Annotated in this window: 22 protein-coding genes, 1 tRNA gene and 2 pseudogenes; 15 read left to right on the forward strand and 10 right to left on the reverse strand. The window is 62.1% G+C overall.

Annotation, left to right across the window (positions count from 1 at the left end):
* Window positions 1–32 precede the first annotated feature (32 nt).
* Window positions 33–1,445, reverse strand: coding sequence for an aldehyde dehydrogenase family protein (locus tag DM806_RS11440; RefSeq protein WP_306294757.1), 1,413 nt, complete (start codon window positions 1,443–1,445; stop codon window positions 33–35).
* 142 nt (window positions 1,446–1,587) lie between these two features.
* Between DM806_RS11440 and DM806_RS11445 the strand changes: the two genes are divergently transcribed.
* Genes DM806_RS11445 through DM806_RS11460 form a run of 4 tightly spaced genes read left to right on the forward strand, consistent with a single transcriptional unit; the run spans window position 1,588 to window position 5,861 of the window.
* Entirely contained in the window at window positions 1,588–2,856 is a 1,269-nt protein-coding gene (locus DM806_RS11445) for an acetyl-CoA C-acetyltransferase (protein WP_179043335.1), read from the forward strand.
* An 11-nt stretch (window positions 2,857–2,867) separates the two neighbouring features.
* Complete coding sequence (locus DM806_RS11450; RefSeq protein ID WP_179043336.1) at window positions 2,868–3,650, forward strand: SDR family oxidoreductase; 783 nt, start codon at window positions 2,868–2,870, stop codon at window positions 3,648–3,650.
* A 46-nt stretch (window positions 3,651–3,696) separates the two neighbouring features.
* Window positions 3,697–4,857 (forward strand): acetyl-CoA C-acetyltransferase, encoded by a 1,161-nt coding sequence (locus DM806_RS11455; protein WP_179043337.1) that lies wholly within the window; start codon window positions 3,697–3,699, stop codon window positions 4,855–4,857.
* Window positions 4,857–5,861 carry an NAD(P)H-dependent flavin oxidoreductase gene (locus tag DM806_RS11460; protein WP_179043338.1) on the forward strand — a complete coding sequence of 335 codons (1,005 nt, stop codon included), beginning with the start codon at window positions 4,857–4,859 and terminating at the stop codon, window positions 5,859–5,861. Before DM806_RS11455 ends, DM806_RS11460 begins: the two co-directional genes overlap by 1 nt.
* Before the next feature lie 36 nt (window positions 5,862–5,897).
* On the opposite strand, the pseudogene DM806_RS11465 reads toward DM806_RS11460, so the two are convergent.
* A pseudogene (locus DM806_RS11465) lies at window positions 5,898–6,534 on the reverse strand (IS5 family transposase); the annotation flags it as partial.
* On the opposite strand from DM806_RS11465, the gene DM806_RS11470 reads away from it, so the two are divergent.
* Entirely contained in the window at window positions 6,535–6,693 is a 159-nt protein-coding gene (locus DM806_RS11470; RefSeq protein WP_256869253.1) for a transposase, read from the forward strand.
* A 252-nt stretch (window positions 6,694–6,945) separates the two neighbouring features.
* Here the strand turns inward: DM806_RS11470 and rtcR are convergent, their stop codons facing one another.
* On the reverse strand, window positions 6,946–8,547 hold the full coding sequence (rtcR, locus tag DM806_RS11475) for an RNA repair transcriptional activator RtcR (protein ID WP_179043341.1): 1,602 nt from the start codon (window positions 8,545–8,547) through the stop codon (window positions 6,946–6,948).
* 246 nt (window positions 8,548–8,793) lie between these two features.
* Between rtcR and DM806_RS11480 the strand changes: the two are divergent.
* The 8 genes and pseudogenes from DM806_RS11480 (at window position 8,794) to DM806_RS11515 (ending at window position 14,515) form a co-directional block, all read left to right on the forward strand.
* Window positions 8,794–8,886: pseudogene (locus DM806_RS11480) on the forward strand.
* A gap of 16 nt (window positions 8,887–8,902) precedes the next feature.
* Window positions 8,903–10,450: a vWA domain-containing protein gene (locus DM806_RS11485; RefSeq protein ID WP_179043342.1), complete on the forward strand. Its 1,548-nt coding sequence runs from the start codon at window positions 8,903–8,905 to the stop codon at window positions 10,448–10,450.
* Between the two features lie 183 nt (window positions 10,451–10,633).
* Window positions 10,634–10,697 (forward strand) — tRNA-Thr (locus DM806_RS11490).
* 397 nt (window positions 10,698–11,094) lie between these two features.
* A complete protein-coding gene (locus tag DM806_RS11495) occupies window positions 11,095–12,324 on the forward strand; it encodes an RtcB family protein (RefSeq protein WP_179043343.1) in 1,230 nt (409 codons plus the stop codon).
* A gap of 32 nt (window positions 12,325–12,356) precedes the next feature.
* Window positions 12,357–12,836 carry a hypothetical protein gene (locus DM806_RS11500; RefSeq protein WP_179043344.1) on the forward strand — a complete coding sequence of 160 codons (480 nt, stop codon included), beginning with the start codon at window positions 12,357–12,359 and terminating at the stop codon, window positions 12,834–12,836.
* Complete coding sequence (gene rtcA, locus DM806_RS11505) at window positions 12,833–13,846, forward strand: RNA 3'-terminal phosphate cyclase (RefSeq protein ID WP_179043345.1); 1,014 nt, start codon at window positions 12,833–12,835, stop codon at window positions 13,844–13,846. The genes DM806_RS11500 and rtcA overlap by 4 nt, the downstream gene beginning before the upstream one ends.
* Window positions 13,847–14,034: 188 nt before the next feature.
* Entirely contained in the window at window positions 14,035–14,178 is a 144-nt protein-coding gene (locus DM806_RS11510; RefSeq protein ID WP_179043346.1) for a hypothetical protein, read from the forward strand.
* Window position 14,179: 1 nt separating this feature from the next.
* Complete coding sequence (locus DM806_RS11515) at window positions 14,180–14,515, forward strand: ATP-binding protein (RefSeq protein ID WP_444860956.1); 336 nt, start codon at window positions 14,180–14,182, stop codon at window positions 14,513–14,515.
* A gap of 246 nt (window positions 14,516–14,761) precedes the next feature.
* On the opposite strand, the gene DM806_RS11520 is transcribed toward DM806_RS11515, so the two are convergent.
* Genes DM806_RS11520 through DM806_RS11540 form a run of 5 tightly spaced genes read right to left on the reverse strand, consistent with a single transcriptional unit; the run spans window position 14,762 to window position 20,697 of the window.
* Complete coding sequence (locus tag DM806_RS11520; protein ID WP_256869254.1) at window positions 14,762–15,556, reverse strand: nitroreductase; 795 nt, start codon at window positions 15,554–15,556, stop codon at window positions 14,762–14,764.
* Between the two features lie 24 nt (window positions 15,557–15,580).
* The gene (locus DM806_RS11525; protein ID WP_179043347.1) at window positions 15,581–16,687 is read right to left on the reverse strand and encodes an NAD(P)-dependent alcohol dehydrogenase; all 1,107 of its coding nucleotides are present in this window, start codon (window positions 16,685–16,687) and stop codon (window positions 15,581–15,583) included.
* On the reverse strand, window positions 16,687–18,936 hold the full coding sequence (locus DM806_RS11530; RefSeq protein WP_179043348.1) for a TonB-dependent receptor: 2,250 nt from the start codon (window positions 18,934–18,936) through the stop codon (window positions 16,687–16,689). Before DM806_RS11530 ends, DM806_RS11525 begins: the two co-directional genes overlap by 1 nt.
* Window positions 18,937–18,982: 46 nt before the next feature.
* Window positions 18,983–19,447: a nuclear transport factor 2 family protein gene (locus DM806_RS11535; RefSeq protein WP_179043349.1), complete on the reverse strand. Its 465-nt coding sequence runs from the start codon at window positions 19,445–19,447 to the stop codon at window positions 18,983–18,985.
* Window positions 19,444–20,697, reverse strand: a complete 1,254-nt coding sequence (locus tag DM806_RS11540) for a cytochrome P450 (protein WP_372859509.1) — start codon at window positions 20,695–20,697, stop codon at window positions 19,444–19,446. Before DM806_RS11540 ends, DM806_RS11535 begins: the two co-directional genes overlap by 4 nt.
* A gap of 169 nt (window positions 20,698–20,866) precedes the next feature.
* Between DM806_RS11540 and DM806_RS11545 the strand changes: the two genes are divergently transcribed.
* Window positions 20,867–21,985 carry a hypothetical protein gene (locus tag DM806_RS11545; RefSeq protein ID WP_179043350.1) on the forward strand — a complete coding sequence of 373 codons (1,119 nt, stop codon included), beginning with the start codon at window positions 20,867–20,869 and terminating at the stop codon, window positions 21,983–21,985.
* A 163-nt stretch (window positions 21,986–22,148) separates the two neighbouring features.
* Window positions 22,149–23,117 (forward strand): LysR family transcriptional regulator, encoded by a 969-nt coding sequence (locus DM806_RS11550; RefSeq protein ID WP_179043351.1) that lies wholly within the window; start codon window positions 22,149–22,151, stop codon window positions 23,115–23,117.
* Between the two features lie 2 nt (window positions 23,118–23,119).
* Here DM806_RS11550 and DM806_RS11555 read toward each other — a convergent pair whose 3' ends face one another.
* Complete coding sequence (locus DM806_RS11555) at window positions 23,120–23,500, reverse strand: nuclear transport factor 2 family protein (protein WP_218647463.1); 381 nt, start codon at window positions 23,498–23,500, stop codon at window positions 23,120–23,122.
* Between the two features lie 4 nt (window positions 23,501–23,504).
* Window positions 23,505–24,737 (reverse strand): acyl-CoA dehydrogenase family protein, encoded by a 1,233-nt coding sequence (locus DM806_RS11560; RefSeq protein ID WP_179043353.1) that lies wholly within the window; start codon window positions 24,735–24,737, stop codon window positions 23,505–23,507.
* Window positions 24,738–24,746 lie beyond the last annotated feature (9 nt).

Raw genomic sequence — 24,746 nt, forward strand, 5'->3', positions numbered from 1 at the left:
CAAGCAGCCAGATTCCGCATAGCGCCATCCCTTCAAGGCTTTGGAATATAATAGGCTTTGGGTCTGGTATATTCGAGCAGGCCACCCATGCCATTCTCCTGACCTATTCCGGACGATTTCGCCCCCGCCAGCGGTGTGAAGGGTGTCATCTGGAGATTCTGGTTGATCCAGACCGTCCCCGTATCCAGCCTCTCCGCAACGGCGAGCGCCGCATCCACGTCGCTCGACCACACCGCCCCGGCCAGGCCATAGTCGGACGCGTTCGCCCGCGCGATGACATCGTCCAGATCGCGCCATTTCAGCACGGGCAGCACTGGGCCAAAGGCCTCCTCCTGCACGACGCGCGAGGCTTCCGGCGGATTATCGACGAGCGTGAGCGGCACGAAATAGCCTTCGTCCGGGACCGCCGCCCCTTCCAGCAACGTCAGACCATCCGCCCTGGCCTCATCGATAAGCGCGCGAACGCGGCGATATTGCGGCGCATTCTGGACCGGCCCATAATCCACCCCCTGCGCACTGCCATCCCCGACCGTGCGCGCCAATGCGATCCGATGCAATTGGCTCAACAGCCGATCATAAATATCCTCATGCGCATAGAGGCGCTTGGTCGCGACGCAGATCTGCGCGCTGTTGGTGAAAGCACCGTCGAATAGGGCGTCAGCCACCGCATCGACATCGACGTCCGGCAAAATGATCGCCGCGTCATTCCCGCCCAACTCAAGGGTGATGCGCTTTAAATCCTTGGCGGCGCTTTCCATGACCCGCTTCCCCGTGGCGGTCGACCCGGTGAAGGAGATTTTCGCGATTCCGGGATGGGCTGTCACAAGGGGACCAAGCGCATCGTCTCCACTGATCACGTTGAGGACGCCCGCAGGGAAAACATCCTTCACCAGCTCAGCAATGCGCAGCATCGTGAGCGGCGTGAAAGGCGATGGCTTCAGGACCATCACGTTACCCGCCAGCAATGCCGGACCCAGTTTCCAGATAGCCAGAAGAACCGGAAAATTCCACGGGACGATCGCACCGACCACGCCAAGCGGAACGTGCCGCACCTCGACCCGTCTGCTTTCGCTATCCTCCGTCACGTCCACGGGCAGGTCAAGCATCGCTGCGCCCTTCAACCACATCGCCGCGCCTTCGATTTCCGACCTGGCGCCCGCAAGCGGTCGCCCCTGCTCGGCCGTGAAGATGTGGCTCAGTTCGGCTGCATGAGCGAGAATGATGTCCGCCGCCTCGATCAACCTGGCCTTCCGGTCCGCGATCGGTATCCTGCTCCAGCCGGGGAAAGCGCGCGCGGCCGCCACGACGGCGCGATCCAGTTCCTCGCTCCCGGCGTTGGGGCAGGATGACGCGATCCGCGCGGTCGCCGGATTGATCACTTCCATCGTCGCTGCCGACGTCACCAACGCGCCGTCGATGAGCATCGAAAAGGGTCCGGTTATCAATGTCCGCTCCTTCACCTTGGCGCGCCGGTGCGTCCGGCGCGCAGTTCGCTGTTTACAACTTCGCTATCTTGGATAAAAGGAACCGCTCAAGAATACAATCAATCGATTAATAAATTATCCGAACCGGAGATGGGAGTGAGCGATGGCTGAAGCATATATCATCGACGCCGTGCGTACGCCGCGCGGCATCGGCAAGGTGGGGAAAGGATCGCTGGCGACTCTCCACCCTCAGCAACTGGCGGCGACGGTGCTGCGGGCGATCGTGGATCGCAACGATCTGCCAACCGAAAAGATTGACGACGTGGTCTGGTCCACCTCCGCGCAGCGCGGCAAGCAGGGTGGCGATATCGGGCGCATGGCCGCGCTCGAAGCCGGATTCGATGTGCGCGTGTCGGGCGTGACGCTGGATCGCTTCTGCGGCGGCGGCATCTCCTCGGTCGCTCTGGCGGCGGGGCAGGTGATGGGCAGTCTGGAGGATTGCGTCATTGCGGGCGGCGTCGAAATGATGAGCTTCACCGCCGAGCGCGACCGCGATGAATTCGCCGCAGGGCTGGGCGCGGTGCTGGTCGGCGCGGGCAACCCGACGTTGGACGCCCGGCACCCCCAATCCCATCAGGGCGTCTGCGCCGACGCCGTCGCCAGTCTGGAAAATATCAGCCGCGAGGCGCTCGACGCCTTCGCCGCCGAAAGCCAGCGCCGCGCCGCCATCGCGATCGAGGAAAATCGCTTCGCCAGATCGCTGGTCGCCGTGACCGATAGCGAGGGCAATCTTCTGCTCGACCGGGAAGAATTTCCCCGTCCCTCCACGACCGCAGAGAGTCTGGCGCAGTTGAAGCCCGCCTTCGAAACGCTGATCGATCATCCCTATAACGAACAGGGCGACACCTTTCGCAAGCAGATCCTGCGCCGATACCCGGATGCCGATATCAAGGCGGTGCATCATGCGGGCAGCAGTTCGGGCGTGGTCGACGGCGCGGCCGCCCTGCTCCTTGCGTCCGGTGCGTTCGGCCGGGAACAGGGGCTGAAACCCAGGGCGCGGATCGTCGCGGCGGTGAATATCGGCGACGACCCGACGCTGATGCTGAACGCGCCCGTTCCCGCCGCCCGCAAGGCGCTGGAACGCGCCAACCTCAGCATCGGCGATATCGACCTGTGGGAAATCAACGAAGCCTTCGCGGTCGTCCCGGAAAAGTTCATTCGCGACCTTGGCCTCGACCGCAGCAAGGTCAACGTCAATGGCGGCGCGATCGCGCTCGGCCATCCGATCGGCGCGACGGGCGCGATCCTCATCGGCACGCTGGTCGATGAGCTGGAGCGCACAGGCGGCCGCTACGGGCTGGCGACCATGTGTGCGGCGGGCGGCATGGCCCCCGCCATCATCATCGAACGCGTGTCAGACTATATCGACTAAGGGATAATTTCATGAAGATTGACAGCAACATGGTGGCGGTCGTCACCGGCGGCGCATCGGGTCTGGGCGCGGCGACCGCGCGGGCGCTGGCGCAGCGAGGCGCGAAAGTCACGATTTTCGATTTGAACGCGGAACTGGGTGAAGCGCTCGCCAGCGAGATCGGCGGCGCCTTCGCGGCGGTGAATGTGACCGACGACGCATCGGTCGACGCCGGGTTCGCCCATGCCCGCGCCACCTATGGACAGGAAAATGTGCTGGTGTGCTGCGCGGGTATCGGCCTGCCGGGCAAAACCGCATCCCGATCCAAAAAGGATGGCAGCATCAGCCATTTCCCGCTCGACGGGTTCAATTCGGTCATTCAGGTCAATCTGGTCGGCACCTTCCGCTGCGTCGCCAAGTCCGCCGCCGGAATGCTGACCCTCGATCCCGGCACGGACGGCGAACGGGGGGCGATCGTCATGACCGCCTCGGTCGCAGCAGAAGACGGCCAGATGGGTCAGGCCGCCTACACCGCGTCCAAGGCGGGCATCGTGGGCATGACCCTGCCCATCGCCCGCGACCTGATGAATGACGGCATCCGCATCAACACCATCCTGCCCGGCATATTCGACACCCCGCTGATGAACGCCGCGCCCGATGCGGTGAAGGACGCGCTGGCCGCGTCCGTTCCCTTCCCCAAGCGTTTCGGCATGCCTACCGAATATGCCGCGGTGGCGCTGACGATGATCGAGACCAGCTATCTGAATGGCGAGGATGTGCGTCTCGACGGCGGGATCAGGATGGCCCCGCGCTGACCGCCTGTTCTCAAGAAAAACCATCTGATTTCTGTGGAGTATCACCATGACGCAGGCTTATATCGTGGCCGCCGCGCGCACCGCCGGGGGCAGGCGCAAGGGCGCGCTGTCCGCTGTTCACCCCGCCGATCTGGGCGCTGTTGTCCTCGACGCGCTGGTGGATCGCGCCGCCATTGACCCGGCGACGATCGACGACGTCATTCTCGGCTGCGTGACGCAGGCGGGCGAACAGGCGTCCGCCTTCGGCCGCAATGTGGTTCTGGCGTCCGGACTGCCGGTCAGCGTTCCGGCCGTGACGATCGACCGGCAGTGCGGATCGTCGCAGCAGGCGCTGCACTTCGCGGCGCAGGCTGTGATGTCAGGCACGCAGGATCTGGTGATCGCGGCGGGCGTGGAAAGCATGACCCGCGTGCCGATGGGATCCAACATGAGCCTCCACGCGCAGGCGGGCATTGGCGATGGTCCCTGGTCGCCCAGCATTCAGGACCGTTTCGGGGTCAAGGAGTTCAGCCAGTTCAACGGCGCGCAGGCGATCGCCGACAAACATGGCTTCTCCCGCGAGGCGATGGACGCTTATGCCCTCGAAAGCCATCGCAAGGCGGCCGCCGCCATCGCATCCGGCTCTTTTGACGCGGAAATCATAGCCGTTCACACCCCCGACGGCACCTTCTCGCAAGATGAAGGCGTGCGCGCCGACAGTTCGATGGAGGCGCTGGCCGGGTTGAAGACGCTGGCCGACGGCGGCACGATCACGGCAGGCAACGCCAGCCAGATGACGGATGGCGCTTCGGGTGTACTGGTCGCCAGCGAAGCGGCGCTCAAACGGTATAATCTGACGCCGCTGGCGCGGGTTCACACGCTCACCGTCACGGCGGGCGATCCGGTCATCATGCTGGAGGAACCCATTCCAGCGACCCGCGCGGCGCTGGCGCGGGCGGGACTCAGGCTGGACGACATCGACCTGTTCGAGGTCAACGAAGCCTTCGCCTCCATTCCCATGGCATGGCTCAAGGCGCTGGACGCCGATCCGTCCAGACTCAACGTGCATGGCGGCGCCATCGCGCTCGGCCACCCGCTCGGCGCGAGCGGCACCAGATTGATGACCACGCTGATCCACGCCCTCAGGGCGCGCGGCAAACGCTATGGCCTGCAAACCATGTGCGAAGGCGGCGGCATCGCCAATGTCACCATAGTGGAGGCGCTGTAATGGCCATTCAAACGCGTATCACCGACCTGCTCGGCATCGAACATCCCATCGTGCAGGGCGGCATGATGTGGGTGGGCCGGGCCGAACTGGCCGCCGCCGTGTCGAACGCGGGTGGCCTCGGCATCCTGACCGCGCTGACGCAGCCGACACCCGACGATCTGCGGCGCGAAATCGACCGCTGCCGCACGATGACCGACAAGCCGTTCGGCGTGAACCTCACCATCCTGCCGTCGGTCAGCCCACCGCCCTATGCCGAATATCGGCGGGCGATTATCGACAGCGGCGTGAAGATCGTCGAGACGGCAGGTCACAAACCGCAGGAACATGTCGAGGACTTCAAGAGCCACGGCGTCATCGTGCTGCACAAATGCACGGCGGTGCGTCATGCCTTGTCGGCGGAGCGCATGGGCGTCGATGTCATTTCCATCGACGGGTTCGAATGCGCCGGTCATCCCGGCGAGGACGATATACCCGGCCTGATCCTCATTCCCGCAGCGGCCGACAGGGTCAGGGTGCCGATGCTCGCGTCCGGCGGCTTTGGCGATGGCCGGGGTCTTGCCGCCGCACTCGCGCTGGGCGCGGAAGGCATCAACATGGGCACGCGTTTCTGCGCAACCGTGGAGGCACCAATCCATGACAATGTGAAGCAGTTCATCGTCGGCAATGACGAGCGTGCAACCAACCTTATCTTCCGTCGCTTCCACAACACCGGGCGCGTGGCGAAAAGCAGCGTGTCGGACCAGGTGGTGGAAATCAGTGCAAGGACAGATGCCGTATTCGAAGATATCCAGCCTTATGTATCGGGCGCCAAGGGCCGTGTGGCGCTGGAAACCGGTGACCTTGACGCGGGACTGATATGGGCTGGTCAGATCCAGGGGCTTATCCACGACATCCCGACATGCAAGGAATTGCTCGATCGCATTGTCGGCGAAGCGGAACAGATTATCTCTTCACGTCTGGCATCATTTACTGCGAATAAAGTCGCGGTTTCAGAAGTGGCTTAGGGTCAGGATCTGTAATTGCAGAGCTAAGATCAGGACTCATTGATTGATCCAGAAGATGATGGTTGCTGCGATGCAGATGGCGGACATGAAGGTGTGAGCGTATCGGTCATAGCGAGTGTGGATGCGCCGCCAGTCCTTGAGCTTGCCGAACATATTCTCGATCCTGTGGCGCTGGCGATAGAGCATAGCGTCGTGCGGGATCGGGACCTTTCGGTTCCTCTTTGACGGGATGCAGGCGGTGACGCCGCGCTCCGCGAGCGCCTTGCGGAACCAGTCGGCGTCATAGCCTCGGTCGCCGAGCAGGGTTTTAGCGCGGGGCAAGGCGTCGAGCATCAGGGCAGCGCCTTTGTAGTCGCTCATCTGCCCCTCGCTGAGCAGCATGACCAGCGGCCTGCCTTTGCCGTCGCAGACGGCGTGAAGCTTCGAGTTCAGGCCGACTTTGGTGTGTCCGATACGTCTGGGAGCGCAGCGGGTCAGATAATGATCCGGGGGATCATTATCCCGCAAGCCCCTTTTTGAGCAGGCTGGCTGCGGTTCGGTGCGCCTTCAGATGCGTCGCATCGATCATCAACTGGTCAGGCTTGCCGCCTTGCGCCGAAAGGGCGGAGAAAATCTTGTTGAACACCCCGAGCCGGCTCCACCGGATGAAGCGATTATAAAAGGCATGATGTGGATGGCGCGGACGGGCTTACAATGGCGGCATCTGCCCGACGAGTATGGGAAATGGAACAGCGCCTTCCGTCGCTATCGGCGCTGGGTCGAGACGGGCGGGTTCGACGCCATGCTCGAAACTTTGGCCGAAATGGGGCGCGCGACAGATCGGCCGATATGATCGATAGCACCGTCGTCCGGGCGCACCACTGCGCTGTCGGCATAGAAAAGGGACTCAACTTGGTCGATCGCGAGGCGGCTTCACAACAAAACTCCGCGCCTCCTGCGATGGAAAGGGCCGCCCGCTCGGTTTCGTTCTGACGCCCGACGAGGCTCACGACGTGAAGGGCTTCGGCCCGCTGTTCCGGATGATCGCCGGTCGGTCCGCACCTGTGGAGAGAAATTTGGAAGCTGAACTGCCACTAAGGGTCGTTCATCTTAAGCCGTTCACCACCGACCATTCTAAGTCGAACCGTGCCAGATATTTTCGCAGGCGATCCGCATCATTCGAACTGCTGCGGCGCGCGCGCGAGGCGTTGAAGAGGGTTCGTCCTGCTTCCGAAAGCGAACGACTGGTGCGGCATATCTTGATCGTCTCGGCGAGTTGGACGCGATCGAACAGATCGAGTTCGGCAATCTGCTCGTCAGCCAATATCTCGGACAGAATATCTGCGGCGCTATCGGCCTGACCTGACCACAAGCGCCGCAGTCGTTCGATTTCCATTTCTACGCATTCCACATCGATCCGCCCTTTCGGGCTGAGCGTGGCCATGCGGGTGATGCTAGCGGCCAGATCACGGAAATTGCCGGGCCAGCATGCTTCCCCTGATGTCGCGAAGGCGAGGTAGCGCTGGCGCGCCTCCTTGTTGAAACTGGCCTGATCGCCTTCGCGCTCGGCGAACCGATCCAGTTCATAGTCGAGATTGGGTTCGATATCCTCTCGCCGGTCAGCGAGGCCGGGCAGGCGAAACGTCCAAAGGTTCAGGCGTGCGTAAAGGTCATCCCGGAACGCGCCCGCTGCCACTGCTTCGCCCAGATCACGGTTGGTGCCGGCGATCAGCTGGAAATCCGACGCGACCTCCTTGTCCGCACCGACGGGGAGGAAGCGCTTATCCTCAATAGCGCGCAGGATCATCGCCTGCTCGTCCAAGCCGAGTTCTCCGATCTCGTCGAGGAACAGCATGCCCTTGTCTGCGGAACGGAGCAGCCCCGGCCTGTCCGCAACTGCGCCAGTGAAGGCGCCCTTGCGATGGCCGAACAATGCCGACATGGCGCTATCACCCTTCAGCGTTGCGCAGTTTACCTCCACGAACGATCCCGCGATCTGATGCTTGGCCTTCTTGAGCTCGTAGATCCGCCGCGCGAGTTGGCTCTTGCCCGCGCCAGTCGGTCCCATGAGCAGCACGGGCGCGCGGGACCGCAACGCGACCTGCTCGATCTCGTCGATCATGCGGTTAAAGGCGGCGTTGCGCGTGTCGATCCCGGATTTGAGGAAGGACGTGCTCTCCGCGCTCGCGACAGCGAAACGGGTTGCGATGCTGTCATAGCGCGACAGGTCGAGGTCGATGATGCTCCAGCGGCCGGGCGCTCCGCCATCCTCCGCGCGCTTGGCCGGCTGGGTCTGGAGCAGGCGCCCAGGCAGATAGCGGGCCTCGGTCAGCAGGAAGAGACAGATCTGCGCGACGTGGGTGCCGGTGGTGATGTGGAGGAGATAATCCTGCGCATCCGGATCGAACGGTTCGGCCCGCGCGAAATCGAGCAGCTTTCCATAGACCTCCTCGAAGTCCCACGGGTCGCGAAAGTCGAGCACGCGCATGTCAACCTGGGTCTCCGGTGAAACCGAGGCGATATCCTCCGCAACATATTCGGCAAGACGCCGGTGAGCGGTGCCGTGGAGCAGTATCAGTCGATCGACCCGCAAATCTTCATGCATCGTGAGTGCGACAGTCGGCCGCCACTTGTTCCAGCGCGAAGGCCCGAATTTGCTCGCATCGTGCGTGGAGCCAAGGAATCCGATGACGGTCAGAGGTTTCATTCTTATATCATAGGATAAAAACATATCCTTTGCGATATAAAATATGATAGATGTCCGGATGCGCATATTGCGTCGTCTAGAAATAAATCTTTCAATATCAATTATATAAAATTTCCTGAAGTCCCATTCTCCGGTTTGGCACGGCCCCTGCGTTATGGATTTGTGTCGGTCGAGGCGGATTACTCGGTTGGCAGGCGGAACTGGGGCGGCCGGAATGGGCTGGCCGCCCCAAGGACCGGAAATTCACAGGGCGTAACTCAGTCTGCGCATAGCGCCTGCCCAAAAAAGGCAGGACGCTTGAGCAGGAGGCCGCAGGTTCAAATCCTGCCGCCCTGACCAGATGAGGAGTTGGACGATGGCCAACAAGGGACTGTTTGCGAGCGCCGTGGCGAAGCTGCTGCCGCGCACCGATACGCTGAACCGGGAGGGTGCGCCGGCCCATGCTTATGGGCCGAAGGCGAAGCTCGCCCAACTGGCGGCGACCGGCACGCTGGCCGATAATTTCTACGGCGCGGCGGAGACGCAGCTTGCCGATGTGCTGGACGCGGCCCGCGCTGTCGATCCATATTTCGTCGCCAAGGCTGCGGTCTATGCTCGCACGTCCGGCGCGATGAAGGATATGCCGGCTTTGCTGGCGGCCTATCTGACGGTTGCGGATCCCGACCTCGCGGTTCGGGTGTTTGGTAAGGTCGTGAATAACGGCCGTATGTTGCGCAGCTTCGTTCAGATCATGCGGTCGGGTCAGGTCGGGCGGACGTCGCTCGGCACGCGGCCGAAGCGGCTGGTCCAGCAATGGCTGGAGCGGGCGTCGATCCGTGATCTGCTGCACGCCGCGACCGGCAGTGCGCCGAGCCTGGCGGACATCGTCAAGATGGTCCACCCGCGCCCGGCGGATGCGCAGCGCAAGGCTTTCTATGGCTGGCTGATCGGTCGTCCCTATGACGTCGCCGCGCTGCCCGCCGAGATCGCCGCGTTCGAGGCCTGGAAGCAGGATCGCACGTTGCCGCTGCCGGTGGTGCCGTTCGAGTGGCTGACCGCTTATCCGCTGAGCGCGGAGCAGTGGGCGGAGCTTGCTGGCCGCATGGGCTGGCAGGCGCTGCGGATGAACCTCAACACACTGGCGCGCAATGGCGCGTTCGGTGTGGAAGGGCTTACCGATCAGGTCGCGGCCCGGCTTGCCGACCGTGATGCGCTTCGCGCCGTGCGGCCCATGCCTTATCAGTTGATGGTGGCATTGGGTCAGGTCGCCGATGGCGTGCCGCTCAAGGTGCAGGCGGCGCTGGAGGATGCGCTGGAGTTCTCTCTGGCGTGCGTACCGAAGGTGCCGGGCCGCGTGGTCGTCTGCCCCGACGTGTCGGGTTCGATGGGGATGCCGGTGACGGGCTACCGTAAGGGCGCTTCGTCCAAGGTTCGCTGCATCGATGTCGCGGCTCTGGTCGCGGCGGCGATGTTGCGGTCCAACCGTGCGGCGCGTGTCATCCCGTTCGAGCAGGCCGTCGTGCCGGTGACGCTGAAGGCCACCGACCGGATCGCGGCGAATGCTGCTAAGCTGGCGGCGGTTGGCGGCGGCGGGACGAACGTCTCGGCGCCCCTCGCACTCCTCAACAAGGAGAAGGCGACCGTCGATCTGGTGGTTATCGTCTCGGACAATGAGTCCTGGGTCGATGCGCAGCGGAACGGCTCGACGGCGACGATGCAGGAGTGGACGAAACTGGCGAAGCGCAACCCGCAAGCCAGGCTCGTCTGCATCGATATCGCGCCTTACGGCACGACGCAGGCGGCTAGCCGGCAGGACATATTGAATGTCGGAGGCTTCTCCGACGCGGTGTTCGACACCATCGCGCGCTTCGTCTCCGGCGACACGCAGGATTGGGTGAGCATCGTCGAACAAGTGGAGGTCTGAACGAACAGGGTCGTGGCGAATGCTGGCAGGACTACATGTCGCCAGAGGAGGCCCGACGAGTAAAGCGCCCGGAAGGCAGTTGTGCCCAAAGGGAGATGCGGATTCGACCCCCGCCGCCGACACGTAGCTTAAGGGCCGCGTTTTGCCGAACCTCGTCGCCGCGACCCGACCAGAATATCACGGCGAATGCCGGGAAGGACTACATTGGTAATGTGGTTGTCGCGGGTTCGAATCCCGCCTGTATCGGCAACGATGCAGTAGCTCAGTCTGGTAGAGCGCCAGTCCCTCGGGACGGTCTTTCTCACTTCTCGTCGCCGTGACAGGCAACACAAAAACCATGGCGAATGCCTGACGGACTACATAGCCTATCACGCCCCAGATGCGGGTTCGAATCCCGCCGGACCGCCCAATCGGTCCGTAGTGTAACGGTAGCACAGGGACCGTCCGCAAGGACGGAGAGAAGTCTGTCAAAATCTCGTCGCCATGGCACCGAAATTTGAGCTGGCGAATGCCGGCGGGACTACATCGGTAGAGGCCGAAAGGCCGAGCGGTTCGAATCCGCCCCGGAGAAATCCAGCCAAGGATTCTTTGGGATGTCTCGCCAAACCTTGTCGCCGGCACCATGACTATACAGGGAGGTCGTTATGACCGAGAGCAGGACTTACGATATTCAGCACGTCGAGGGCGGCAAGCCGATCAAGCTGTGGACGCGCGGCGTGCCCGTCGATGAGAAGGCGCATGAGCAGCTCCGCAAGGCGGCGCAGATGCCCTTCGTATTCAAGCATGTGGCGGCCATGCCGGACGTGCATGTCGGCATCGGCGCCACTGTAGGCTCGGTGATCCCGACCAAGGGCGCGGTGATCCCGGCTGCTGTGGGCGTGGACATCGGTTGCGGCATGATGGCGGCGCGCACTTCGCTGATGGCGAGCGATCTTCCGGACAATCTGGAAGGCATCCGCTTGGCCATCGAGCAGGCGGTGCCGCATGGCCGTTCGGTCGGTCGTGGCCAGCGCGATCCTGGCTCGTGGGGTGCCCCGCCGATTGAGATCGTGGACGCCTGGGCGACGCTCGTGGAGCGGTTCGACCGGATCACGGCGAAATATCCGCGGTTCAAGAATACGAACCAGCTAACTCACCTGGGAACGCTGGGGACGGGCAACCACTTTATCGAGCTGTGCCTCGATACCGAGCAGCGCGTGTGGATCATGCTCCATTCGGGTTCGCGCGGCGTGGGGAATGCGATCGGCACCTTCTTCATCGAACTGGCCAAGCAGGACATACGCAAGTGGTTCATCAACCTGCCCGACGAGGATCTGGCCTACTTCCCGGAAGGGACCGACCATTTCGACGATTATGTCGAGGCGGTCGAGTGGGCGCAGGACTTCGCGGCGCTGAACCGCCGGATGATGATGACCAATGTGATCCGGGCGCTGCGCGGCCAGATCACCAAACCTTTCGATGCCGAGCTGGAAGCGGTGAACTGCCATCACAACTATGTGACGCGGGAGAACCATTTCGGCCAGAATGTGCTCGTGACCCGCAAGGGCGCGGTGCGTGCGGCGAAGGGAACGATGGGCATCATCCCCGGCTCGATGGGCGCGAAATCGTTCATCGTGCGCGGCCTTGGCAACGCGGAATCGTTCGAGAGCTGCAGTCATGGCGCGGGGCGCGTGATGTCCCGCACCCAGGCGAAGAAGCTGGTCTCGCTCGACGAGCATATCGCCGATACGGCGGGCGTCGAATGCCGCAAGGACGAGAGCGTCATCGACGAGACGCCCAGGGCCTACAAGCCGATCGAAGCCGTGATGGCCGCCCAGGCCGATCTGGTCGAGATCGTTCATACGTTGAAACAGGTGGTGTGCGTCAAAGGCTGAGCCTTTGACGTGCATTTCTATAGGAATCTCTCATGTCCAACGACGTCAATGACTGGCACCAGGAGGGGCAACTCTTCATCTGGCGTTATCCCAATGCCAGACGGGGTTGGGCAGGTTGGCACTTCACGGGAGATCCGGAAGGCTGTCGATCAATCAGAAATCTGCTTGATCGCATGCATGGCGGCGATGCCTGCCACCGGACCATCAAGCTCTCGCCAGTGACTGAGGCCATTCTGTCTGTACCCAATTATCAGTTCAGGACAGATGGACGTTTCGCAAAGCTGCGGCTTGAGTACAGCCCAGGCTTTCCGGACCTCCTTTTGGAACCGGTTGACGGGGCTCTGGTGATGACCGTCGGTATGCCTCGGCTCAGAGCGCTAACTGCTGCCTTTTCGGAAGTTGAGATTGGGCTTGGCGACTTTGGTGTCCCCACCTCCAGCAGCCGCAAAGCTGCTGCATGGATGTTCTGGTGGATGCCCGACATGAATTATAATCATGGGAAGAGATTGTGATCACGATTGATGGATCGGAAGGGGAAGGTGGCGGGCAGGTCGTGCGCAATGCGTGCGCGCTTTCGCTCGTCACCGGCAAGGCCGTCCGGATCGAGAATGTCCGCGCCAGGCGGTCGAAGCCGGGACTCATGCGTCAGCATGTGACTGCGGTGGAAGCCGCGTGCGTCATCGGCAATGCCGAGTGCCAAGGCCTTCATGTGGGATCATCCGCGCTCAGCTTCATGCCGGGCCGCGTTGTGCCGGGCGAATATCGCTTTGCGGTCGGCACGGCGGGATCGACCGGGCTTGTTCTGCAGACGGTACTGATGCCGTTGCTACTCGCCGATGCGCCGTCGCGGCTGGTGCTGGAGGGTGGGACGCACAATATGCTCGCTCCGCCGTTCGACTTCATCGCGAAATGCTTTCTGCCGATCATCAATCGCATGGGGCCGAAAGTTGAGGCCCGGCTCGTCCGTCACGGCTTCTACCCGCGTGGGGGCGGCCGGATCGAGGTCGACATCAGTCCAGCGCCGCTGCGGCCGATCGATTGCCTGGAACGCGGATCTCTGATGGGCGTCAGCGGCCAGGCGTTGTTTGCTGGTCTGCCGTTCGAGATTGCGGAGCGCGAAATCAATGTCGTGCGCCGCGACCTCGGCTGGTCGGAACGGGAGGCTTGCGTGCGCGAGCTTCCGGACGACCAGGGGCCAGGCAACATCCTGTTGCTGGAGGCGCAGTTCGAGCACGGCACCGAAATCGTCAGCGGCTTCGGCCAACTGGGCGTGACCGCCGAACGCGTGGCAAAGAAGGCGGTCGGGCGGATGTTTGGGTTCCTGGAATCCAATGCCTTCGCTGGCCCCTATCTGGCCGATCAGCTACTGCTACCCTTCGCGCTCGCCGGCGGCGGTAGCTTCACAACGGTTAAACCGAGCCAGCACAGCCTGACGGCGATCAACGTGATCGGGCAGTTCTTGGACGGGCGGCTTGGGTTTGCCCAGCAACCGGGTGGGATGCATCTGCTGCGCGTCCAATAAGGTGCAGCCATGTTCTGTGTCAGGCGGAGCATGGCTGGTCGCGCACTTTGTCAAGTTACGATGAATCGACTATTGAGCCCGCAGTCAATCCCGGTCGGTCCTGAATGTAGAAAGGAGAATGACATGCGAGCAGCACCTGCGAGCCAGCCAGAAATTCTTCTTATCCAGAACATTCAGGATGATATTGCATGGGCAATTTCCCTACAGGTGACATCGCTCATCTGACGTATATTGTTGGCCCACGCCGCGTGGGCCAGATCAGCTTCAATCATTTCGACGTCAGCATTTCCGCTTCCCTTCTCAGCGGAAAGGAGGCCGATCATACGCGCTGACATGTTCAAGATCATCGTGGAGCGACCGCGCTGGGACGCAGGTCATGCACGTTCCGCAAAGCTGGCCGGCGCGTTTGATGAGGCCGTCACCACGGGCCTTCAGCGTCCGCGCACGACGATGGAGATACTGACGGATCTGCTGCGGGCGGAGGCAACGCACTGCCACGCGGCCTCGATCCGAAACCGGATGGCGGCCGCGAAGCTGCCGGTGGTGAAGGACCTCGATGCGTTCCGCTTCGAAGGGACGCCGATCAACGAGGGGCTGGTCCGTTCGCTGCACAGCGGCGCGTTCATCGAGACCGGCAATGACAGCTGGCGCTTCAAGAACCGAAACTGATCCACGCTGCACCCCGGGATTAAGATGCCTTGCGCTGCGCAAAGCGCGTTCCTCGACCGTCGTGCCATCCTTGAAAGGGGGGGCCCTTTTGCACGCCGACTGACACTCCTAAAGGAACCGAAAGCTCGTTCGCGACGTTTGGCGCGACCAGCACCGGGATGAATTTCGCGCCCAGTTACAACAAACAGACATGGCTTGCCTTGGGCAGTCTTCGGCGATGTCGATATAGAAGCGACAATGATCGCTTCATCCTCCATATTCAGTACCGTGAAAATGAACATCTGTGGGTCCGTCGAAAGGTCTTGGATCGCTGTCGCCTTTCCATTTGGCGCCGATCTTCTGGTCAATGTCTTTTTTACCCGGCGCCGAACAATGAAACCTCGTGAATGTTTCGACAGGTGCACGTTCGGTATGCAGAGAGTTTATCGGCGCTTCAGGATTGGGATAACCGATCGCCATACCTGCAAAGAACATCTCCTGGCTTCCTAAACCAAGGAAATTCCGCATTGTTTTTGGCCAAAGGCTCCAGCATTCCTGCGCGCATGTTCCAAGATCATGCTCCACGGCAAGCAACATGATCGTCTGCATCAGCATCCCTATATCCGACCACTGCGGCGCGCCGAAGCGGCGATCGATGCTGAAAAACAGACCGACTGGCGCCCCGAACAGTCGGAAATTCTCCTCGAAATGCCTTCTTCGCAAGGCCCGGTCCTCGCGGGGGGCGTCAAGCAGACCATACATTTCCTCCCCCACGCGGTAGCGATAGCTGCGATGGGGTTCCCAGAGCGCGTCTGGATAGATGGGATATTCAGCTTCCTCGGTTTCGCCGCTCGCCAGACGCTGAGCCATCAGGGCTTTCAGCGATTGCGCGGCGTCATCGCTGACAACGTCGATCCGCCACGGCTGAAGATTGCCGCCCGAGGGAGCGCGACGTGCGAGTTCGAGGATTTCGACGATCGTCGCCTGAGGGACCGGCGTGGGAAGAAAGGCGCGGATCGAGCGGCGCCGCTGGACCGCTTCGGATACACTCATTATCGGCATTGCGCTGCTCCGGTATAAGGACGGTCAGGGCAGCAGGACGGCTTTGATGCAGTCCCCCCGCGCCTGGGCGGCGACCGCTTCATTGATGCGCTCCAGCGGAAAGGTCTCGATAAGGCGATCGAACGGAAACTGGCCTGCGGCATGATAGGCCAGAAGTTCGGGGATGAAGCGTTGCGGGTCGCTATCTCCTTCCATGATGCCGATGATGCGATGGCCATAAGTGATCGCCGCCGTGAGATTAACCGGCAGGATCGTCTCCGCCGTCTTCGGCACGCCGACCATGCCCAGAGTTCCGTGCGATGTCAGCGACGCGATCCCGGCCTCCACCGCGCTGACCTGTCCCGATGTATCCAGTGCGAAATCCACGCCAGCCGGAACGATAGCCCTGATCGCAGCGGGCAGATCAGGGTCCGACGGGTCCAGCACATGCGTAGCGCCGAGATCGAGGGCGACCTCACGCCGCGCGGCGATCGGTTCGACAAGGATGATCGGCGCGCACCCACGCAGCGCCGCCGCCATCACGGCGGCCATCCCCACGGGGCCGCCGCCGAAGATCACCACGGCGCTGCCTTCCGGACAGTCCATGGCGTTGAGCACCGCGCCTGCGCCGGTCTGGAAACCGCAGGCCAGCGTGCCGAGCAATTCCAGCGGCGCAGACGCCTTTTCGACCTTTACCACGTTACGGGTCCGGACGACGGCGTGCCGGGCAAAGGATGACTGGCCGAAAAAATGCGATGCGACGGCCTCCTCGCCCGCACTGTAAGCGGTCGATCCATCTTCCAGCCGTGCTCCGGCATAGTTCAGCGCCGGAAACTGCTGACAATAGCTTGGAAGTTGCTCTTCGCAGCGGGGGCAATGCCCGCAGCTGGAAAAGGCGAGAACGACAGCATCGCCAACCTTGAGGCCATCCACCCCCTCGCCCAGCGCTTCGATCGTTCCCGCCCCTTCGTGTCCAAGAACGGCGGGGACGGGATAGGGGACGAACTGGTCACGGAAGATAAGGTCGGTATGGCACAGCCCCACCCCCGCGATCCGGACGAGAACCTCCCCGGCGCGGGGAGGCGCGACGTCCAGTTTTTCGAAACTGAACGGGCGACCCGCCCCCCGCGCGACTGCGCCATGGCTTTCCATCAGAAGGCCACGCGGACGGAGCCGCCAAAGGTGCGCGGTGCGGCCGGCACCAGGAACGGATAGGGGAAGCCCGCACCACGCAGGTCAAGGCCGTAGACATAGGTCTTCGCGTTGAAGACATTGTTGACGAAACCCTTGATCGTGAAGCGATCGATCGTCCAGGCGAGCGTCGCATTCACCTTGGCATAGGCGCGCTGCTGTAATTCCGCATTCTGTTGCACCGTGCCGGGGGCATTGATCTCGTTCAGTGGCGAGAAGAACTGCCGGCTGAAATAAGACACGTTGGGGGAGAAGACGAGCTTCGAAGACCCTGTGTCGAAAAGTCGCAGGTTCATACCGCCCTGCAAAGTCCAGCGCGGCGCGAAAGGCAGGGCGTTCCCCGCCAGATTGGCGCCTTGCAGCGTCAGCTCCTTGTAAGTGGCGTGGAGATAGCCGACCGCCGCGTTGAAGCTGATGGCGTCGCTGGCGTTCAGCGTGGCTTCGAGTTCCGCGCCATAGACTTGCGACTTGGGCGCGTTGACGAGGATGCCAACCGGACCCGGCCGCAAATCCTGAAGCTGCTGCTTGGAATAGTCATAATAGAAACCGGCCGCCGAAAGGGTCAGCGCATTGCCCAGGAACCGGCCCTTGATGCCTGCCTCATAGGCGTTGACCCGCTCTGGATCGACATAGTTGATGCCGGAGGAGGAGGTGTAGCTGCCGCCGTTGAACGCGCCGGACCTATAACCCCGGTTGTAGCTGACATAGATCATGGGGCCGCTGTCGAATTTATAGGCAAGCGATACCCGGCCGGTGAGCGCGTTATTCTTGCCGTCCGTGCTGAACGTTGCCGTGGGCGAATAGGCGCATGTTCCTGGCTGACCCGCGCAGGGCACCGTCGTCGCGAGCGGAAGCTTGGGCGTATCGACATAGCCCGCATAGAGATAGGCGCGACCGTCGCGATATTGCGAGCGATCCCAGGTATATCTTGCGCCCAGGGTCAGGGTCAGCCGGGGCACGATCTCGTAATCGCCCTGCGCGAACACCGCGTAGGACCGGCGCTCCTGCCGATAATGCTGGAAAAAGCCCCCATCTACGCCGGGGCCGAGCGCGTTGCCGATCCCGAAGTCGTTGTCGGTGACGACCCGGTCCCACCCATAGAAGAAACCGCCGACGAGATTGAGCGGGCCTTTGCCGTAGTTGAAGCGCGCTTCTTCGCTGAACTGGGCATATTTGGACCGCCACCAGACGTCGAGAATATCCTGCGGCGCACCGTCCGCCGCCTGCTGGATGAGCTGCGATCCGCCATCGCGTGAGGTGATCGACGTGAAGCTGAGTTCGGGCGACAGCTCATATTTGATGTTGGCGGAGACACCATAAGCATCGGTCTGGTTAAGGCCAATCCTGTTTTCATTCACCTGGAAGAAGCCGAGGCCGGTCCGCGCGGACAGCAGGCCATGGATCGCCGCCTGCGTCCCCCGGTCGCGACCGCCATAGACCTTGATCTTGATGTCGAGCGGACCGTCGCCCGGCTTGATCCGTAACGTCGCCCGGCCCTGAAGCGTGTTCTGCCGATTGGGATCGCGGCCGCCGGGATAGACATTCTCGATCAGGCCGTCGCTCTTTACGTAATTGCCGGCGATACGCAGGCCGAGCTGGTCTTCGACCATCGTCGTCTCGATCCCGGCCTGGGCGGTCAGCGTGTTGTAATTGCCATAGCCGACTTCGGCATAGCCTTCATTGCCGTGCAGGGATGGCCCCTTGGTGATGAAGTTGATCGCGCCGCCGGTCGTGTTCCGCCCGAACAGCGTGCCCTGCGGCCCGCGAAGCACCTCGACGCGATCGAGGTCGAACAGGCCCATGCCGTGCGATGTCCGGCTCGCCATATAGACGTCATCGATATAGACGCCGATCGGGGAAGCCTGATTGCTGTTATATTCGTTGGCGACCGAGATGCCGCGCAGTGAGAAGTTGGGCTGGGTATTGCCGTAGGGGCTGCTGATCTGAAGATTGGGCACCGCGTCCTGCAGATTGGCGGAATTGGTGATCCCCTTCGTCGCCAGCGTATCGCCAGCCACCGCCGACACCGCGATCGGCACGGCCAGAATGGACTGTTCGCGCCGGTTCGCGGTCACGACGATATCGGCGTAGCTGGAGGATCCGGCATTTTGCGAGCCGCTATCCGATGCGGTTTGCGCGTCCTGCGCCCATGCCACAACCGGGCAGGCAATCGTTGTCGCCAGCAGAACGGCGGTGCTAACAGCTTTCATCTTCCTCTCCTTCGTTCGCTGCGGAATGTGTCCTCCGCAGTCGTAATTAGTTGTCCGCCTGTCGTCCGAGCGTCCCCACGCCATCCCCGGCATCGCCCCCCACCGCAGCCCAGCCGCTTCCTGCGGGCCGACCGCTCAGGAAATCGATCGTCGCCGACGTGTCGAAAGCCTCGGCCACATGGTCGATGCCATCCGGCCCGCTCCTGACGAACAGCGTATATTCATTCTCGTACCAGTCCTCGGCGAACAGGGACCAGGCACGATAGGTAAAGCGAACTGCGCTGACGGCAGTGTTTCCGGCTTCGTCCAGGATCGTGACGGCACAGTCGGGCCGATGATGGTCAGTCCAGACCTGACGATTGAACGCGCTCACCGCTTCGCGACCTTCAAGCCGCGGCACGCCGAGCGAGGCCGAGATTAGCCAGACGATATCGGGCGCGTACAGGGCGCGCATGGCGTCGGGATCGCCGAACCGCTCGGCGAGCGCGCGGGCGGGCGTCGCGTCGCTCATGTCTCCACCTGCGCCGCGCGAAAGCTGATGGGCAGGCTCTTGACCCCCGACACGAAGCTCGCTTCGACCCATGTCGGCGTCCCGGCCAGTTCGATATCCTCGACCCGGCGAAGCAGTTCCGTGAACAGGATGCGCATTTCCAGCTTCGCAAGCGCATTGCCAAGGCAGAGATGCGGTCCGTAGCCGAACGCCAGATGCTTCTTCGCGTCCTTGCGGTCGACGCGGAAATCGAACGGCGCCTCGAACACCGCTTCATCCCGGTTGCCAGAGGGATAGCACATCATCAGGCTGTCGCCCGCGCGTATCTGCTTGCCGCCGACCTCGCAATCGGCGACCGCCGTGCGGAAGAAATGTTTGACGGGCGAGGTCCAGCGGATGAATTCGTCGACCGCCGTCCCGATCAGATCGGGATCGGCGCGCAGCTTCGCCATCTCCGCCGGATTGCGCAAAAGGGCCAGCAGACCGCCTGAAATCGCCGAACTCGTCGTGTCATGCCCGGCGGCTGCGACGATCAGATAATAGGCGTTGCGCTCCGCCTCGCCGATCGGCTCGCCGTCGATCGTGGCGGTGGCGAGGATGGTCGCGACGTCGTTGCGCGGATTGACCCGCCGATCGGCCGTGACCTTGCTGAAATAATCGTTGAAGGCGTTGAACGCCTCCACCATCCCGGCCATGCCGTCGGCCCCGCCGACGCTGCCGAACAGCTTCTGGGACAAATGGAGCATCAACGGTTCGTCTTCGCGCGGAACGCCCAGCACGATCATGATCGTGCGCAGGGGATACCAGGCCGCGATTTCGGATGCGAAATCGCAGGTGCCGCCGGTATCGATCATCCGGTCGACGGTTTCGCGGGCCAGCGCTGTGATCTCGTCTTCCAGACTGCGCAGGCTTTTCGCGCCGAACCAGGCCGATGTCAGCGCCCGATAGGCCTTATGCTTGGGATTATCCATCGCCACGAGATTTTCGGCGAACTTGCGGCTGCCGGTCTGTTCGTACAGCGCATCCTCGTCCGCCGTCGTGACCAGGAACTGGCGCGGGTCGTTGAGGAAGTTGGCGGCATTGAGTTCGACCGCCATGATATCCGCGTGACGCGTAATCGCCCAGAACGGACGATAGTCGGCCGGTTCCGACCAATGCACAGGATCATTCTGCCGCAACCAGTGGAACGCATCATGATAGGCATGCTCGTCGCCATAGGTCTTCGGATCAACGATCACCTCGTCAATGGTGTCGGCTAGCGCGTTGCTCACTTGTATCTCCTCTCCGCGCCAATGGTTGGCTCCAACACGCCGGATCGTCCAATCGGCATTGCGGCGGCATTCATCGCTGATCCCTATCGGTCCTCCCGCAACCGCTATTGGACGGCAGACGGCATCCGAACAAAAAGCGGAATCGGAAAAAGACGAAGAGGCGAGAGCGATGCTGACCAAGGCCGATGATTACCCCATCCACCAGACTCCAGAACCTGTCGCCTTTTCTGGAACGGACCGGAATTTCTACGATCGCTATTTCTTCAACGGATTCGAACCCGACGGCTCTATCTTCTTCATGATCGCCCTGGGCCTTTACCCGCATCTCAACATCATCGACTGCAATTTCTCAATTCTGGTCGATGGCCGGCAACATTGCCTGCGCGGGTCGCGCATCCTCAATTCGGAACGGATGGATATATCGGTGGGGCCGATGCGGCTCGACATCGTGGAACCTCTCCGCGTGCTTCGCTTCACGGTTGCCGAGCAGAACGGGATCGCGGCGGACATCAGTTTCAAAGGCCGGTCTTTCCCGATTCAGGAGCCGCGGTTCACCCGGCGCATCGGCACGCGCGCCTTTCAGGATGTGACGCGCATGACGCAGAATGGCCGATGGTCAGGCTGGATCAGCATCGATGGACGCCGCATCGATCTTTCCGACCTAGCAATGGGCACGCGTGACCGCTCATGGGGTGTCCGGCCGATCGGCGATTCGGATACGCAGACAATCGTCCCCGCCGGGCCTCAGGGCTATTTCTGGCAATGGACCCCGGTCAGCTTCAGCGACTTCAGCCTTTTCTATCATATTTCGGCCGAGCCTGACGGGACGATCTGGAACAGGCGTTCGGCGCTGGCCTTCGACGACGCGGGCGCGGACCATCATAGAGAAACGCTCGACACGCATATGGAAACGACGCTGGAGGCCGGAACGGTCTGGCCGGAGCATGGCCTGCTGACCTCGCGGTTCGGCGCGGACATCTATCAGGTCGAATTCCGGCCGTTCCAGCGCTTTCAGATGAAGGGCGCGGGCTACTTCCATCCCGAATGGTATCATGGCCGCTACCATGGCGCGCTGCGTGTCGAGCGGGAGGACTTCGATGTCGATCCGATCGATCCGGCACCGATGCAGAACTGGCATGTTCAGCGACTGTCGCAACTGACGCTCACGCGTCCGGACGGCCGCACCGAACAATCCGTGGGCGTGTTCGAACAGGCGATCATCGGCGCCTACGAACCGCTTGGCGTCAAGAGCGACCGGGAAATCGCGCGCTGGGATCAGAAGGATTGACGCCAGTGCCGTCGCGTCCTGAAGGATGAAGCGAACGGCGCACATCTGCGCTTACCAGAACCCGACGGGATGAATTCCGGGTAAGCGGATCATCGTCAATCATAGACATGCCCGATGAATCTGCTACCCTTCCACGCTATAAAATAAAGTTAGGAGAGGTTTGATGTTCCATCCGGAACTGCGCCTTTTACGCAGCTTTGCGGCCATCGCTGCCGAAGGATCCGTCACCCGTGCAGCCGAACGCCTGAGTTTGACGCAACCGACCGTTTCCGGCCAGCTCAAGGAGCTTGAGCAGGATATCGGCTTTCCCCTGTTCCACCGCACGACGCGCAGTATCGAACTGTCCGCGCACGGCGCGCGGCTCCTGCCAGTGGTGGAAAAACTGCTCGCGCAAGCCGACCTTCTGCGCGATGAGGTAGGGGCGTTGCAGACCGAGGGACGCACCCACTTCCGGCTTGGCGCCGCGATGTACAGCATGGATATCGCCGATCGCGTCGATTTGCTGGACGCCTTCGCCACAGCCTATCCCAATATCGAATATTCGATCGACAACCGGCTCCAGAGCGCGCAGATTCCCGATCTCATGAACCAGCGGCTCGACGTATCGGTGCTGCTCGGCATTAATGCGCCGTGCCAGGGTCCGGGCGTCGATGCGACGACGATCCATAACGAAACGCAATATTCCAACTCGCTTCAGCGTGTCGTTCTGCGACGGCAGGCCATGAACCTGCTGGTGCCCGTCCAATCTCCGCTAGCAAACTATGCCCTGATCCCGCGGGAGGCGCTGCGCGGTGAACGGATCGCGATGCTCAATCATGAACATGGCAGCGCGCTGACGGACCCGATCGAGGCATTTTTCGAGGCCTGTGGAGCGGAACGCGTCATCCCGCGTGAAGGAAATGCCCTCGCCGTCGAACGCTATGCCGAAAGGAACGGCATATGCGCAGTGGGGATCGGCTGGTTTCCGGCGCCTACGGGCCTTGTCGCGCTGCCTGTCGAAGGCATGGATTTCCACCTCGATTTTGCGGTGGTTCTCGGCGTCGGCGCCAATCGCGCCGCTCGCCAGTTCTTCGCTTTCGCCGAAAAGTGGCAGGCGGCGCGGGAGGCCAGACTGACCGCCGTCGCGGCCTGACGCTAACTCCGCGCGTCGAGTTTGAAGGCCGCCATGAGGTGCGCGCTGTCATTATATTCGCGCACCTCACGGATCAGGCCGTCACGGAAGTGGATGAGGAAAAGATAGCGATTGGCATAGCGGCCGCCGTCGACCAGCGGAACGTCGGACGTTGCCTCGACAACCACCTGCTCGCCATTATCGATGACAAGCCCGGTATCGATCACGATCCCGCCGATCGTCCGCTCATGCAGCATCGCCAGAATGGCGAGAAATTGCTCCATCGGGAAATGCTGCCCCGTGACGGACCACCAAGTCGCGTCCGGGGTGAAGGACGACTTGTCTATCGCCCCGCTCGCAAGTTCCCGCAGCACCCCCAGGGCGCGTTCCACATTCCCGCTCATGGCGTTACGATCCCCCTTCTTTGACGGCTGCATATTCGGCGATCTTCTGCTTGCCGAGCTGGCTCATATGGACTTCATCCGGCCCATCGGCGATACGGACATAGCGATTGATCGACAGGAATTCAGCGAGCGGCGTGTCGTCGCTCAGTCCCATGGCGCCATGGCTCTGGATCGCGCGGTCGATGACACGATGCGCCATGGAGGGCGCCACCACCTTGATCGCCGCGATCAGATCCTTCGCAGCCTTGTTGCCGACCTTGTCCATGCGGTCGGCCGCCTTGAGCGTCAGCAGCCGGGCCATTTCCACTTCGCAGAAGCTTTTCGCGATGTCCTGCCGGATCGACGACTGATCCGCCAGCCTCTTGCCGAAGGCGATGCGGCTGTCGACGCGGCGCGCCATGATTTCGAGCGCGCGCTGCGCCTGCCCGATGGAGCGCATGCAATGATGGATTCGCCCCGGCCCCAGACGACCCTGCGCGATCTCGAACCCGCGCCCTTCCCCCAGGATCAGATTTTCCTTCGGCACGCGGACATTCTCGAACCGCATCTCAACCTCGCTGCCGGGCGCATTCAACCGGCCGAGCAGCTTCAGGTCGCGCACGATGGTGACGCCGGGCGTATCGCGCGGCACGATGATCGTCGAATGCTGCTGATGGCGGGGCGCGTTGGGGTCCGTCTTTCCCATGACGATCAACAGCTTGCACGCGGGATCGCGCACGCCCGATATCCACCATTTGCGCCCGTTGATGACATAGTCGTCGCCATCGGGCAGAATGCTGGTTTCGATATTGGTGGCGTCTGATGACGCGACCTGCGGCTCGGTCATCACATAAGCCGACCGGATTTCTCCCTCCAGCAACGGGTTGAGCCAGCGCTCCTGCTGCTCGGGCGACCCATATTTGGCGAGCACTTCCATATTGCCGGTGTCCGGCGCGGAGCAGTTAAAGATCTCGCTCGCCCATGGCACCCGGCCGAATATCTCCGCGATCGGCGCATATTCGAGATTGGTGAGGCCAGGCGAGAATTTGCCATATTCCCGCGGCAGGAAGAGGTTCCAAAGCCCCTGCGTGCGCGCCTTGGCTTTCAGCGCCTGCAACCCCGGCCATTGGCTCCAGAGCTTGGTCGGATCATCCATCCAGTCGGTGCAGGCGCGTTCGGCGGGATAGACATGAGCGTCCATGAACGCCTCAACCTTGGCGCACAGGGATTGCGTCGTTGAATTATAGTCGAAGTCCATTGTCGTTCC

Source organism: Sphingobium lactosutens (assembly GCF_013393185.1).
GTDB classification, from domain to species: Bacteria; Pseudomonadota; Alphaproteobacteria; order Sphingomonadales; family Sphingomonadaceae; genus Sphingobium; species Sphingobium lactosutens_A.